General features: G+C 49.0%; 11 protein-coding genes. 4 read left to right on the forward strand and 7 right to left on the reverse strand.

Annotation, left to right across the window (positions count from 1 at the left end):
- Positions 1 to 2: 2 nt before the first annotated feature.
- Positions 3 to 1,463: a DUF1501 domain-containing protein gene (locus BMW71_RS03010; RefSeq protein ID WP_092169264.1), complete on the forward strand. Its 1,461-nt coding sequence runs from the start codon at positions 3 to 5 to the stop codon at positions 1,461 to 1,463.
- Positions 1,464 to 1,899: 436 nt separating this feature from the next.
- On the opposite strand, the gene BMW71_RS03015 is transcribed toward BMW71_RS03010, so the two are convergent.
- From BMW71_RS03015 to mnmA, 5 genes are all read right to left on the reverse strand, one after another.
- Positions 1,900 to 3,180 (reverse strand): aminotransferase class V-fold PLP-dependent enzyme, encoded by a 1,281-nt coding sequence (locus tag BMW71_RS03015; RefSeq protein ID WP_092169267.1) that lies wholly within the window; start codon positions 3,178 to 3,180, stop codon positions 1,900 to 1,902.
- Between the two features lie 192 nt (positions 3,181 to 3,372).
- Positions 3,373 to 5,565: an outer membrane protein assembly factor BamB family protein gene (locus BMW71_RS03020; protein ID WP_449390433.1), complete on the reverse strand. Its 2,193-nt coding sequence runs from the start codon at positions 5,563 to 5,565 to the stop codon at positions 3,373 to 3,375.
- 256 nt (positions 5,566 to 5,821) lie between these two features.
- Positions 5,822 to 7,315, reverse strand: coding sequence for a M28 family peptidase (locus BMW71_RS03025; RefSeq protein ID WP_092169270.1), 1,494 nt, complete (start codon positions 7,313 to 7,315; stop codon positions 5,822 to 5,824).
- A gap of 41 nt (positions 7,316 to 7,356) precedes the next feature.
- Positions 7,357 to 8,106, reverse strand: coding sequence for a pseudouridine synthase (locus BMW71_RS03030; protein WP_244891055.1), 750 nt, complete (start codon positions 8,104 to 8,106; stop codon positions 7,357 to 7,359).
- Positions 8,075 to 9,289, reverse strand: a complete 1,215-nt coding sequence (gene mnmA, locus BMW71_RS03035) for a tRNA 2-thiouridine(34) synthase MnmA (protein ID WP_092169276.1) — start codon at positions 9,287 to 9,289, stop codon at positions 8,075 to 8,077. Before mnmA ends, BMW71_RS03030 begins: the two co-directional genes overlap by 32 nt.
- Before the next feature lie 118 nt (positions 9,290 to 9,407).
- On the opposite strand from mnmA, the gene gndA reads away from it, so the two are divergent.
- From gndA to arfB, 3 genes are read left to right on the forward strand one after another with little or no spacing between them, the layout of a single operon-like run.
- Positions 9,408 to 11,309, forward strand: a complete 1,902-nt coding sequence (gene gndA / locus BMW71_RS03040; protein ID WP_092169279.1) for an NADP-dependent phosphogluconate dehydrogenase — start codon at positions 9,408 to 9,410, stop codon at positions 11,307 to 11,309.
- A gap of 24 nt (positions 11,310 to 11,333) precedes the next feature.
- Complete coding sequence (locus tag BMW71_RS23495) at positions 11,334 to 11,519, forward strand: hypothetical protein (protein ID WP_143057533.1); 186 nt, start codon at positions 11,334 to 11,336, stop codon at positions 11,517 to 11,519.
- Between the two features lie 42 nt (positions 11,520 to 11,561).
- On the forward strand, positions 11,562 to 11,978 hold the full coding sequence (arfB, locus tag BMW71_RS03045) for an alternative ribosome rescue aminoacyl-tRNA hydrolase ArfB (protein WP_092169282.1): 417 nt from the start codon (positions 11,562 to 11,564) through the stop codon (positions 11,976 to 11,978).
- Between the two features lie 242 nt (positions 11,979 to 12,220).
- On the opposite strand, the gene BMW71_RS03050 is transcribed toward arfB, so the two are convergent.
- Positions 12,221 to 13,264, reverse strand: a complete 1,044-nt coding sequence (locus BMW71_RS03050) for a branched-chain amino acid aminotransferase (RefSeq protein ID WP_092169285.1) — start codon at positions 13,262 to 13,264, stop codon at positions 12,221 to 12,223.
- 25 nt (positions 13,265 to 13,289) lie between these two features.
- Positions 13,290 to 13,814, reverse strand: coding sequence for a YfiT family bacillithiol transferase (locus tag BMW71_RS03055; protein WP_092169288.1), 525 nt, complete (start codon positions 13,812 to 13,814; stop codon positions 13,290 to 13,292).
- Positions 13,815 to 13,908 lie beyond the last annotated feature (94 nt).

A 13,908-nucleotide genomic window follows, 5' to 3' on the forward strand; every position in this document is an offset into this window, starting at 1 on the left:
TGATGGAAAAGGAACTGTTGGAATACGGATTGAATAGAAACCGAAGGAGGTTTCTCTCCCGCTTAAGCCTGGGGCTTGGAACGGTAGCCCTGGGTTCCCTTTTGATACCGGACTTGTTCAGCCCAGGTAGGAGTGGCCGGGAGTCCTATGCCCGGCGTCCCAGTTTGCCGGATTTTGCGCCCAAGGCCAAACGGGTTATTTACCTCTTTCAGAATGGCGCCCCGTCCCAATTGGAGTCGTTTGATTACAAGCCAACATTGAGAGCGATGCAGGGGCAGGATTTGCCGGAGTCCATCCGGGGAGGCCAGCGTTTAACGGGGTTTACGGCCAATCAGGCATCTCTTCCACTGGTAGGATCCTTTGTCGATTTTCAGCAATACGGAGCGTCCAGGGCGTGGATCAGCGATCTTTTCCCCAAAACCGCCAGCATCGTGGATGACATCTGCATCATCAAGTCGATGCACACGGAAGCCATCAATCACGATCCTGCGTTGACATTTTTTCAAACGGGGGCACAGCAGGGCAACAGACCCAGCATGGGGTCCTGGTTGAGTTATGGGTTGGGAAGCGAAAACCAAAATTTGCCCGCATTTACGGTTTTGATTTCTCGTGGAAAAGGGAATAGCCAAGGCGTCTATTCCAAATTATGGTCCAATGGTTTTTTGGATTCCATTCACCAGGGGGTTCAGTTTAGCAGTGGGGAAGATCCGGTGTTGTACCTGAAGGACCCGGAGGGATTGAACCGGCGTGATAGACGGGACATGCTTGATCAATTGGCCCAATTGAACCAGTGGTCGTACGAGGAAAATCAGGATCCCGAGATTCATACAAAAATTCAGCAATACGAAATGGCTTACCGGATGCAGACTACCGTTCCGGAGGTATTGGACCTGTCAAAGGAACCCCAGAGTATTCTGGAATTGTATGGGGAAGATTGCAAGATACCGGGTACTTTCGCCGCCAATTGCCTGCTCGCCCGAAAATTATCCGAAGAAGGGGTGCGATTCGTGCAGCTGTACCACCAGGGTTGGGATCAACACGCAAACCTGCCGAAGGAATTTACCGGGCAGGCCAAAGACGTGGACCAGGCTTCTGCAGCCCTGGTAACCGACCTCAAACAACGAGGCTTGCTGGACGAAACCCTGGTGATTTGGGGGGGAGAATTTGGCCGTACCAACTTCAGTCAGGGAGTGTTGACCAAGGACAATTTTGGTCGGGATCACCACCCCCGGTGTTTTAGCATCTGGATGGCGGGTGGTGGTATTAAGCCAGGGATCGTGTATGGGGAAACCGATGAACTGGGATACAATATCGTAAAAGACCCCGTGCACGTACATGATTTTCAGGCCACGGTTCTGCATCAGTTGGGATTGGACCACGAAAAATTGGTTTACAAACACCTGGGAAGACGATTCCGGCTCACCGATGTGGCGGGAAAGGTAGTAAAGGACATCATTGCTTGATTTTGAATTGATTTGCCACAGAAGTGAATTTCTTTTGCCGATTTGGGTAGGGTCAGATCCATCCACGCGATCAGCTCCAGAAAAGGCGATCCCATCTGATAGAGTAAAAGCTTCGATGTGTTCTAAGGTTAGAAATTAGGCAAATTAGCCATTTTAAGGCCACTGCTATTGACTTGCTCCGGTTAATTTTTGGACTTCCCCAAAATCGAACCATAAAGGTCAAAGCGGTCAAATCTAATTTTAAATGAAGGGTTGGAGGGTTTAGGGAAAGGATGGGGTAGACCGTACTGTTCTTCCCGATAAAAAATCAGGACAGAACATCGAAGCCGGTTCGTAACGCATGGGAATGTCAATCTGTCCTCCGCCTTTTGCTCCTAGCCTCAACGGGTTAGCTGGAAAAAACCGAGAAATAAGGAAGACACATTTTTTTTTGATGCTATGTCTTTGATAGGTCCTGAACTCCTTGTATAAATCGATCCAGTTCTTCGGTTTTGGTGTAAATATGAGGCGTTACCCGAAGACCATGAAACTTGCCCGTTTTATCTCCTTTTTGAGCAAGATGAATATGATAGTCTTTCAATAACTTCTGGGCTACTTCTCTGTCACTCCTGTTCCTTAGGGAGAAAGAACCCAAGGCACAGGCATATTCAGGTTTCAAGGATGTCTTAATTTCTACGTTTGGGTTGTCAGCAACGCTGGTAATCCAATAGTTTTTCAGATACCTTAACCTTGCTTCTTTTCTTTCGATACCGATGGCGTTGTGAAATTCAATAGCTCTGGCAATGGCTAGTTCGGCAGGTAAATTTCTTGTCCCAAAAGTGGAAAATTTACTAATCCGATCACTCTGTGGATTCTCATGGGTGAAAAGAGGCCAAAGCTGTTGGATCTCGGATTTTTTTACGTAAAGCATTCCCGTTCCAAAAGGAGCGCAAAGCCACTTGTGTAAACTGGTGGCGTAATAATCGCAGCCAAGATCAGAAATCTTAAAATTGATATGCGCAAAACCATGCGCGCCATCCACGAGGACTTTGATGGCTGGATTTATATTTTTTACAGCAGTAGTAATTTTCTTTACCGGTACTATATTTCCATTGATATTATTCACATGGGTAATCATCACTACCTTGGTTTTATCCGTGATTGCACGGGTGTACGCATCTACAATCTCTTCGTCATTTTCAGCAGGCAGCGCCAGAGAAAGCCATTTAAGAACCACGCCATATCTGGCTTCAACTTCTTCCCAGGTATTCATCACCGAGGTGTAATCTTGTTCGGTGAGGATGATTTCGTCGCCTTTACTGTAGTTCCGTCCCCAAATCACCGTATTGACCGCTTCCGTTGTATTTCGGTTTATAGCGATTTCTTCCGGGCTACAGCCTGCCAAAAGCGCCAATTGCTCCCGAACCGCCCTCGAAGCATCTTCCTCGCTCCACATATACATGGATGGAATGGTATTAAACTCTTTGGTGTAGTGGTGAAACACTTCCTGCACCACCCTGGGCTGAGGGCTTACACTTCCGTTGTTTAGATTGGCTACCGTAGCTGAAACGGAATACTCATTGCGCACCCAATTCCAAAGCAATTCCTCCTCGTCGATTTGAGGCAATGCCCTCCAAATATTCCGTTCGTTTTCTGATCGTCTGGCAAAATGGGGTAGGGAAAATGCAGTAGAAGCAGCCATGCATCCTTTTTTTATAAAATCTCTTCTATTCGTCATTCGATTAGTGGTCTAAGTATAGGTAAAACAGCGCTTTTTGGCTTTTTATTTGATGTTTGAAGTAGGCTAAATGGAGATTTAAAAATTGTATTGGTTGGTATATCAAGTTGAAATTTATTCGATTTGGAAGTTATAGTACTAGCTGTGCCAAAGGGGGGATTCATTCCTTGACTTCATAGAATCAATGGTGTATCAATCGGGAAGACTAAATACAAAAATAGCCCCCTCAGGGTGGGGTTTTAGTTTCGAGCCGCCTGCAGAGATGGCAACGTATTGTTTGCCGTTCACGGCGTATACACTAGGAGTAGCATGTCCCTCACACGGCAGCTCATACTCCCAGAGTACTTTTCCGTTGTCTTTGTCAAACGCCCGGATTTTAGAATCAGCCGTAGCCGCAATAAACAGGAGCCCTCCTGCTGTTACCACTGGACCACCATAATTTTCCGTGCCGGTAATTGGAATGCCCCGTCGCGTCAACTCCTCGTATTCTCCCAGCGGTACTTTCCATTTTATAGCGCCGGTATTCAGGTCAACCGCATTTAGTGTTCCCCAGGGTGGCCTGATGGCAGGATATCCTTCATCGTCCTGCCAGCGTTGGAACCCGCGGAAGACGTACGGTGGCGCGGTATCATCCCGACTACCTTTTGAGCTAACTGCCACTTCTTCATTGAACAGGAACGTTACGATGGCGTCTAGACGCACCTGCGAGATCTGATCAAAGGCGGGCATACGTCCTCCTCCCTTTTTCATCACCTGCATTACCGTTTCCTTGGTTAACCGACCGGACACATCTTCCAGGGAAGGAAAGCCGCCGGCAGGATTGCCTTTACGATCCGTGCCATGACAGGAAGCGCAATGGATCAGGTACTGCTTTTCGCCATTTGGCAATGTGGAACCATCGGCCTTTTTAGTGGGAACCAGCTGGTAAAACCAGGGGATCTCGTTTACATTCACGTACAGTATTCCCTCAGGATCTGCTGCAGCGCCACCCCATTCCATGCCGCCATCGAATCCGGGAAACATGATGGTTTGGTCGGTACTGGGGGGCGGGTAGGCCCCAAAATTTCCCGATTGACCGAATACCTCTTTACTCATTTGCCGTGCTCTGGGAGAAATGGTCGAAAAATCCTCCGCCGTATAGGCTTGCCGCATCAACGGAGGCGGCTTGGTCGGAAAGGGTTGTGTGGGCCAGGTTTGGATTTCATCGATTTCAGAGGCAGCTTGTGGACGTTCTTCAATCGACCATATTGGTTCTCCGGTAACCCTGTCAAACACAAACAAAAGACCCATTTTGGTACCGACAGCAACAATGTCAACCTTTTTTCCCTCTTGCGTTACCGTCAGTAAAGTTGGCGGTTGGGGGATATCCAGATCCCAAAGATCGTGATGCACGAGTTGGTGGTGCCAAAGTCGCTTTCCTGTATTCGCATCCAATGCAATGAGCGAATTGGCAAATAAATTCTCTCCATACCGACCGCCCCCATAAAAATCCGGACCGGCCGTTTCCGTTGATACATAGACAATGCCCCGCGGTATATCAATAGCCAGCCCTGACCAGTCCGATGCGCCTCCGGACTTTTCCAAGTAGTTTTCCGGCCAGGTATCGGATCCAAATTCACCGGGTCGGGGCAAGGTGTGAAAAATCCACCTTCGCTTTCCTGTACGCATATCAAATGCACGCACGGCACCGGGAATATCTTCCCCCACGTTGGCCCCGATGATAAACATATCCTTGTAAATCTGTCCGGGGGTATTGAGCATTACATTCGGCATGCCCGAAACGTCCATTTCAGCACCCAGGTGAATCGATCCTTGCTCCCCAAATGAGTTGATGAGTTCACCGGTTTTCGCATTCAATGCATACAACCTGTTTCCTTTCATGGTAAGTAGGCGTCCAACTTCACCATCATCCCAATACATCAGCCCTCGTTGGTCCCCGTCGGCAAGTGATTCATGAATCTCGGAAGGATCAAATGTCCAGTGTACCTTCCCCGTTGCCCCATCCAAAGCGACAACCCGACTGCGCGGGGTAGCCGTATACAGCCAACCATCAACAATAAGGTTATTTGTTTGAAAATTGGCCGAGTCTCCGGTTAGATACGTCCAGGCCAATTCCAATTGAGCCACATTGTCTTTGTTTATTTGATCCAGCTTGGAGTATTGATTGCTGCTAGGGTGACCCAAATAAGTTGCCCAGTCGGCACCGGCACCCACTGGTTCGGATTCTGTACAGGCAGGCCCGGCAATAGCGAGAAAACAGACGAATAGGAGGCTGTATGTTGAAAGACAATGATCCTCATCCCATCTCTTCCTGGAAATAGCTATGTGGATAACTCGATAAAGAAATTGCAAAACTGTCAAACGATGGATCATGTCTTTGTTCATTGCTAGTCTTTCAACGTACCAAGATAATCAATCATGGGTATAAAAACCAACCTGCACCTACGGCATATAAAGACACGATAAACGGATAAAAATCAATAGTGTAACCTTTTTCACTAAACGTATTTTTGCAAACATTACCGGACGTAACGTTCATTGACTATTCGTTTTTATTGTGTTGCACTAAAATAGAGAATTCCGTACCCGTTTGGCACAGGCTGCTTTATGTTATTGAATGCTTTATCTGGCGATAATGTTACTAATTGGAATGGGGCCCGTATAGGCTTTTACCTGCTTCCTCGTACTTATCTCCTTCGATCCAAAGGGGTTGTTGTGGGTCATTGGCAATGGTTTGTGCCGATAAGATGTAAGATTTCCAGTACTTTATCGCATAATCCAGATTGAAATTGGACACCTCGTCGGAGGCTTGGTGGTAGTGCTTGGCGATTTCTGCATCAAATGCCGTAAATCCCAGACTGAAGGTGGGGGCGGGAATTCCTTTTTTGGCAAAATTCACGTTATCGGAGCGGTCGTATAACCCCTGCTCGGGAGCCGGATCGGCAATAGCTTCCAAACCAAAGGCCCTGGCGGCCTCCTGTATGTGGTGATCTGCGGAACTGCGGCCCAGTCCGATCACCGTTACCAGAGTCGTATCGTTGTACCCGGCATTGTCAATGTTTAGGTTATAGACGATATCGGATAATTCCACCGGCGGATTGTCTGCAAAATAGGAAGAGCCCAGCAGGCCTTTTTCCTCAGCCGTCCAGGCACAAAGTAAAATGGATCTTTTTGGCGGGTGCACACCAAAATACTGTGCCGCCTGTATCAGTGCCGCGGTACCCACAGCATTGTCCCGGGCTCCGTTATAAATCGAATCGCCTTCCGCATTGGGCGCTCCGATGCCTACGTGGTCGTAATGGGCGGAAAGCATGAGGTATTCATCCCGCATGGTTTCATCGGTCCCTTCGATGTAGGCCACAACGTTTTTGCCAGGTATTTTTCGGTTGATCTTACCCCGGATATCAATTTGCAGCTGGGAGGATTCGTCGCGGATGGCTTGGATGCGCTCTCCGGTAAGGTCTTTCATCCACAGATAAGGAATGGATTCCTCGGCATCCGGATCGGTATCCAATCCCAATTGGGGCTTGTTCAGGTAGTTCACCAGCAGACTCCAGGGAGTCGTGGGTACGTTGTACATTTCGATCAGACCGGCGGCACCTTTTGAGCGGGCCAGCGCCATTTTTTCTCGTCCGGCTGCAAAAAGCTGTGGAGGCGATAACCTGTCGGGGGCACCGACGCGAACCACTACCCATTTTCCAGCTACCTCGACGTTTTCGTAATCTTCTTCCAATCCATACCCAACAACGACTGCCTCAAAATCTCCGGCTATATCGTCTCCCGCAAGTACCAGTAGCTCTTCGCCATGCTGTAGCGTATCGTTGTTCCAATAGACGGTTCCCACTGAAGGGGGGCTTGAGTACCTAAAAGGCACCGGTTGGTAATAGCTTCCGATTTGCTCCAAAGGCTGGGCACCGTACTTTTCGAATTGATTGGCAATGTATAACGCCGCCACGTCAATTTCAGGACGGGCGGGATCCCTACCCATCAACTCGTCGGCTGCCAGAAATTTAAAATGGGAAACGGCTTCGGCTTTGGTAATGATTGCTTCGATGCCCTCTTTTTGCGCTCTCAAGGAAAAAAAGGAAAGCATCAGCACCGAAAATAAGCCAAGGGAAACTAGTTTGCGATTCATACTACTTTTTGATTTAAATATAGGGATTTATTTCGTAGAATTTAGGAGTAAACAAGTTCGGGTTCCCAGCCCATATGTTCCATCATACGGTGAAAGTGTTCCGGAACCTCCGCCTGGATCTGAATTTCTTCCTGGCTTTCAGGGTGCTGGAATTTTAGTTTCCAGGCATGCAGTAGTAGGTTTCGCATCTGGAAATGGCTTTCAAAAAACCTGTTTTGCTTGTTATCCCCATGTGTAGTATCCCCGATGACGTAATGGCGAATGTGTGCAAAATGCCGGCGTATTTGGTGCATTCTTCCGGTATGAGGATAGATCTTGACCAGGGAATACCTGCTGCTGGGATACCGGTCGGAGGAAGCATAGGGAATTTCCGCCTCGGCTAGGGTCCAGTACTCCGTTACGGCCTGTTGCAATTCGTGCTCCATGTCTTTGGCCAATGGATGCGAAATCAGGGCGTGATCCTGCGGCATATACCCGCGTACCAGGGCCAGGTAGTGTTTTTTGATGGAGGTACCCGCAAATTTTGGCTGAAGCCGGGAGGCCGCAGAAGAGCTCTTGGCAAACAGCAATACGCCGGAAGTAGGACGGTCGATCCGATGCAAGGGATACACCTTGTACCCCAACTGCTCCCGCAACAGGTGCACGGCGTAGGCGGCCATGGGGTCTTTTTCAAGGGCCGATTTGTGCACCAGTACCCCGGGTGGCTTGTTTATGGCCAGGTAGTCTTCGTCTTCGAAAATCAGGGACAGCGGGCGCATCTCAGGCAATGGTTCCCGATCCAATGGCTTCATCCCCTTCGTACCAGGCCACGAATTGTCCGGCGGCGATTCCCCGTTGGGCTTCGTCAAATCGTACATACAAACCACTTTCTTTACGATAAAGCCGGGCCTTGCTTAACGGTTGCCGGTACCGAATCCGGGCCAGGTACTCGGCGGTTTCACCTACCTGCAGCGCTTTATCCGGACGGATCCAATGGATGTCTGGGGTAGGAACAAACAATCCATAGCGCAGCAGGCCCGGGTGATCTTCCCCCAAACCCGTGTAGATGATGTTTTCCTGCGTATCGGTCGCAATGACAAAAAGCGGCTTACCGGTGCCACCGATGTTCAATCCTTTCCGCTGTCCGATCGTAAAATAATGAGCCCCGTTGTGTTCTCCTACCACCGCTCCCTCGTTTTCCGAATACGGTGGAACAAGGCAGGTATCTTCCAGCAGTTCCTGATCGTAGGCATCGGCTTCCATGCCCGCGGGTATGCTGTTTTTTTGGTACCGCGGGGCCGATTCGGGCACGGCGATGACTTTTCCTTTTTTGGGTTTTAGTTGTTGCTGCAAAAAATCCGGAAGGCGTACCTTTCCAATAAAACAAAGGCCCTGGCTATCTTTCTTGCCCGCCGTTACCAGGTCCAAATTGGCGGCTATCGTTCGTACCTCGGACTTTTGCAGATGACCGATGGGAAACAGGGCCTTTGCCAATTGTTCCTGGTTTAGCTGGCATAAGAAATAGCTTTGGTCTTTATTGGGATCTGCTCCTGCCAAAAGCCGGTACATTGGCTTTCCGTCAACTTCTACCGTTGCTTTCTGGCAGTAATGACCGGTTGCTACATAATCCGCCTTTAGTTTCAGGGCGGTTTTCAAGAAAATGTCAAATTTGATTTCCCGGTTGCAAAGGATATCCGGATTGGGTGTTCGACCCGCCTTGTATTCTGCAAACATGTAATCGACAATGCGTTCCTTGTAATCCTCGCTCAAATCAATTGCCTGAAACGGGATACCAAGTTTTTGAGCAACCAACATCGCATCGGTGCTGTCTTCCATCCAGGGGCATTCGTTGGATAAGGTTACGGATTCATCGTGCCAGTTTTTCATAAACAAGCCAATGACCTCGTATCCTTGATCCACTAACAGACTGGCAGCTACCGAACTGTCCACCCCTCCGGAAAGTCCCACGACCACTCGTTTTTTATTATCTTGCATAATCTTTTTATTCCGGGCCAAAACCTAATGCTTAACAATCGGTGCCAGGGCAATCGTTCCCTTGGCAAATTTAGGGAATATACTAATCCGATCCGGATGAATTTTAGTAATTTCGCAGATGGTTATCATCCTTTATGGCGTTACAGGTTGCGGAAAATCCACCGTGGGCAGGCTGTTGGCATCCCGACTGCAATTGCCTTTTTACGATGCAGATCAGTTTCATCCACCGGCCAACAAGCAAAAAATGGGCGCTGGGATTCCGCTTACAGACGAGGATCGGATTCCCTGGCTGAACGCAATCGCAAGGTCGATGGCGGAATGGGAGAAGGATGGGGGAGCGGTTCTGGCTTGCTCGGCATTGAATGAAAAATACCGCAAACTCCTTCAAGTAGTCCCCAAGCTACACTGGGTGCTGCTGCAAGGTAGCGAGGAGCTGATCAAATCCCGTTTAAAAAGTCGGGTGGGTCACTTTATGAATCCAGCGCTGTTAGACTCTCAGTTGGCCACGCTGGAGATCCCCAATTATGGGCTGAAAGTAGGAGTGGACAAAACACCAGAAGAAGTAGTAGAAGAAATTATGGACTCAATGAATTCTGTAGCGCAACTATCCGAAATTGGTATCATTGGAATGGGTGTCATGGGCAAAAATCTCGCCTTAAACCTGGCCGCAAAGGGAACCGCTTTGTCGATCTACAACCGTCATATGCCCGGAAAGGAAGAAAAAATAGCAGAGAAAGTGCTCGCAGACAACCCTGATTTGCAACAGGTCCGCGCCTACGACGAGCTGGAAGGCTTTATGGAAAGCCTGGAATCGCCGAAAAAGGTATTGTTGATGATCCCGGCTGGCGCGGCAGTGGATCAGCAGATTGAGGAGTTATTGGAGTACCTAAACCCTGGAGATATTTTGATCGATGGGGGGAATTCCTTCTACAAAGATAGCAGTACCAGAACCCATTACCTGCAGAAAAAGCAGGTAGTATACGTCGGTATGGGGGTATCTGGGGGGGAGGAAGGGGCCCGCTTCGGTCCATCCCTGATGCCGGGAGGAGAAAAGGCAGGTTTCGTATCGGTAAAACCGTATCTGGAAAAAATAGCAGCCAGGGATTTTCGCGGCAAGCCCTGTGTCAGCTACATTGGCCCGGAAGGAGCCGGTCACTTCGTCAAAATGGTCCACAACAGCATCGAATACGGTGAAATGCAGGCCATCGCGGAGATCTATTCGCTGATGCGGCATTACCTGCAACTGTCTGTGGACGAAATTGCAGCTTACTTTCAATCCTGGATGGATAGCGATTTGTCCAGTTACCTACTGGAAATCACAGTGGCTATTCTTCGAAAAAAAGAAAACGGCGAACCCTTGCTGGATAAGATTTTGGATCAGGCAGCCCAGAAAGGGACCGGCGGCTGGTCGGTGGCCACCGCGCTGGAATTCGGCGTTCCGTACGGCGTCCTGTCGGAGGCTGTAATGGCCCGCAACCTGTCGGCGCGAAAGCCTTTTCGTATGATTGCCTCGGGACTGTATCATCCGGAGAAAATATCAGGCATCGAAGACCGCGAGGCTTTTCTGCAAAAACTCCAGGCAGCCTACCAGGCAACACGCATTATCAATCACGATACCGGTTTTTCGTTGATGCTGGAGGTTTCCGAAAAAAATAACTGGAACCTGAATTTTTCCGAGATCGCCCGCATATGGACCAATGGATGCATCATCCGCTCCCGGCTTATGGAGGAACTGGTGGACCTCTTTCAGGAAAGCAGCCGCATCCTGCTAAACCCGGAAGCGGTAGCTGCCTTAAAAAGTTACCAGTCGGACTTGTCGTACGTGGTAGGTCAGGCCCTGCAGCATGGATTCCCCGTTCCGTTGCTATCCAGCGCCATCAATTGTTTCCTGGGGGCCGTGACAGCAAATTCACCGGCCAACCTGATTCAGGCCCAACGCGATTATTTTGGTGCCCATACCTACCAGCGGACGGACACGGATTCGGGAGAATCGTTTCATACCGAATGGAAGGATAGCTGAGGTGTTCGGTATATTTCAGAGTAAATGACGCCATTAACGGATCACATGCAGGATGTCCTATCCATCAAGACGCTGATCCAAGAAACGACGGCGGGGCAAAGCATGGTGACCCACGAAGCAGGCGCTGTCTCCCAGGTAATTGCCTTTAGATTGAACGAACCGGTGTTTCCTCAAGTTTTGCGGCCGGGAAGGGAACTTCTTTTGCGGTAGATCAATTGAACAAGCGTCAACAAAGCTAATCGATCGGGTGAAATGTCCATTTTTCAAAAAATAAAAGCGCAGTTTTTAAACCAGGAGTTAACCTTTCAGGCCAGCAGAAGCAGTGGTCCGGGAGGGCAAAACGTCAACAAGGTGAATTCAAAAATACTGTTGAAGTTCAATATCCCCGAATCCCGTATTTTGGAAGAAATGGAAAGGGATTTCTTGATGAAAAAGTGGGCAAACAAATTGGATAACGAAGGCAATCTAATCATCCAATCCCAGGAAAGTAGGTCGCAGCTACAAAACAAAGCCATTGCCCTCCGGAAATTCTATCATATGTTGGAAGCTGCGTTTCAGAAAAAAAAGGTAAGAAAGGCCACGCGACCCAGCAAACGGGCCGTTGAAAAACGCCTAAAAAATAAGCGTATGCAAGCCGAAAAGAAACAATACCGAGGAAAAGACTGGTAGCAGGTCAGATAAGTTAACCCTGGGTCAATAACCCAAGCCTTTGTTCAACTACGGGCTTTTCTGCCAATCAATGGAACTACGAGTAAATTTTTTCCGGATTGGCCTGAAAGGGTTTTCCTTGATTTCTGAGCGGTGCGCCGCGGCTATTCCTGGATCTTGCGCAGCACCATCCAACTATTTTGGATTTTCGAGACTTTGAAAATAGTTTCATACGACTAACGGTCTCAACGCGGCCCCTCTCATCAGGTATCCAAGAGGTGGTTCCACCCGTACTTGTCCGGATGCTTGCCTACTCTGACGGACGATAGCTGGTTTTTCAGCCGGTACATGCCGGCATCTGCTGCCAGGTAGGTGCCGTACGATTTCCCGTTGTAACTGATCGTTTCGATGGGAGAGATCACCGCGGCTGTGCCTGCGCCAAACGCTTCCACCCGCTCCCCGTTTTCAATGCGTTGGCATATCTCTTCAATGGCTATGGGCCTTTCTTCCACCGAAAAACCTTCCTCTTCGGCCAATTTCAATAGAGAATCACGGGTAATCCCATCCAAAATACTATCGCTAAGCGCAGGAGTTACCAGCCTGTTTCCATCCAAAATAAACAGGATGTTCATGGTTCCCGACTCTTCGATGAATTGTTTCTCTTTGGCATCCAGCCAGATGATTTGGTCGAAACCTGCTTTTTTGGCATTAATTTGCGGGAGCAGGGATGCACCATAGTTCCCACCGTTTTTTGCTGCTCCGGCACCCCCACGAGCCGCGCGAATGTAATCGGTTTCCACCTTTACCTTCAGGGGCTTGTTGTAGTAGGCCCGCATGGGAGAAAGTACGACCATAAACAGGTATTCCTGGGAAGCATCTACGCCCAATTTTTTTTCAGTCGCGATCACAAAGGGACGGATGTACAGGGAGTACTCCGGATCGTCGATCACCCAATCCGATTCTTGTTTTAATAGCTCCTCAATGCCCTCCATGAAAAGATCCTGCGGCAAAGGCGGCATGGCCATTCGCTCCAGGGAACGGTTCATTCGCTTCCAGTGACTTTCCATTCGGAAAACATTGATTTTACCATCGGCCATCCGAAAGGCTTTGAGTCCCTCGAATACCGTCTGACCGTAATGAAAGCACATGGCCAGTGGCGATAAAGAAATGGCTTGTACCGGAGAAATGCGGTAGGCAGACCATTCCCCCTTTTGGTAAGCGGCCACCAGCATTCGATCGGTGGATTGAACGCCAAAGGTGAAGTTTTCAAAGTCAAAATCGGGTCGTTGCGTTTCGGTTTGGTTCATGAGGTTTGTACGACTAATACATTACTTATTTACTTAATTTAGCGAGCCGGATGTGGGCCAGATGGTGCCTCCCGTGCCAATCGTATGCCAAAGCACTTACATTTAACGCGATGGATTGCTTTTGTTCCGGATGGAAAAAGCGACGGATCCACTGGGATTCGTCCATGTTTTGCATCAGGAAACACCATCGCTCGTGAATGCCAGCTAGTAGTTGAACGGATACGTCGATCCCAAGTTTTGAATCGGCAAGCGCTGCCCAATGATTTTCTTTGTACGGCTTGATGACTGGTGTTTCCTCTGTCAGGGCCAGCTTGAATCGCATGTACGCGTTCATGTGGCTATCTGCCAGGTGGTGCACCAGTTGGCGGATGGTCCATCCCCCGGGTCGGTACCTCGAATCGAGCCTCTCTTCGGGCAAATCGGTAAGCAAACCCGCTACTGCCTCCGGAAAACGATGTATACCCAGGATGGCGCTGCTGAGGGCTTCCAGTGAGATCGATTTCGGTTGTTGGAATCGACCAATGGGATACATGAGGCGTTCGTTTTGCATGGTTTGTAGAAAAAAGGGCGCACCCGGCGACCAGGATTTTGGTATACGCTTCCTTTCTGCAAATAAACAACAAAATTGGTATTGGTTACAGATA

Origin of the sequence: Cyclobacterium xiamenense (assembly GCF_900109255.1) — a bacterium.
GTDB lineage: Bacteria > Bacteroidota > Bacteroidia > Cytophagales > Cyclobacteriaceae > Cyclobacterium > Cyclobacterium xiamenense.

Coding starts and splice junctions, on each gene's coding strand:
- gndA (WP_092169279.1), top strand. CDS start 9,408: ATGGTTATCATCCTTTATGGCGTTACAGGTTGCGGAAAATCCACCGTG.
- BMW71_RS23495 (WP_143057533.1), top strand. CDS start 11,334: ATGACGCCATTAACGGATCACATGCAGGATGTCCTATCCATCAAGACG.
- BMW71_RS03020 (WP_449390433.1), bottom strand. CDS start 5,565: ATGAACAAAGACATGATCCATCGTTTGACAGTTTTGCAATTTCTTTAT.
- BMW71_RS03025 (WP_092169270.1), bottom strand. CDS start 7,315: ATGAATCGCAAACTAGTTTCCCTTGGCTTATTTTCGGTGCTGATGCTT.
- mnmA (WP_092169276.1), bottom strand. CDS start 9,289: ATGCAAGATAATAAAAAACGAGTGGTCGTGGGACTTTCCGGAGGGGTG.
- BMW71_RS03050 (WP_092169285.1), bottom strand. CDS start 13,264: ATGAACCAAACCGAAACGCAACGACCCGATTTTGACTTTGAAAACTTC.
- arfB (WP_092169282.1), top strand. CDS start 11,562: ATGTCCATTTTTCAAAAAATAAAAGCGCAGTTTTTAAACCAGGAGTTA.
- BMW71_RS03010 (WP_092169264.1), top strand. CDS start 3: ATGGAAAAGGAACTGTTGGAATACGGATTGAATAGAAACCGAAGGAGG.
- BMW71_RS03055 (WP_092169288.1), bottom strand. CDS start 13,814: ATGCAAAACGAACGCCTCATGTATCCCATTGGTCGATTCCAACAACCG.
- BMW71_RS03030 (WP_244891055.1), bottom strand. CDS start 8,106: ATGAAGCCATTGGATCGGGAACCATTGCCTGAGATGCGCCCGCTGTCC.
- BMW71_RS03015 (WP_092169267.1), bottom strand. CDS start 3,180: ATGACGAATAGAAGAGATTTTATAAAAAAAGGATGCATGGCTGCTTCT.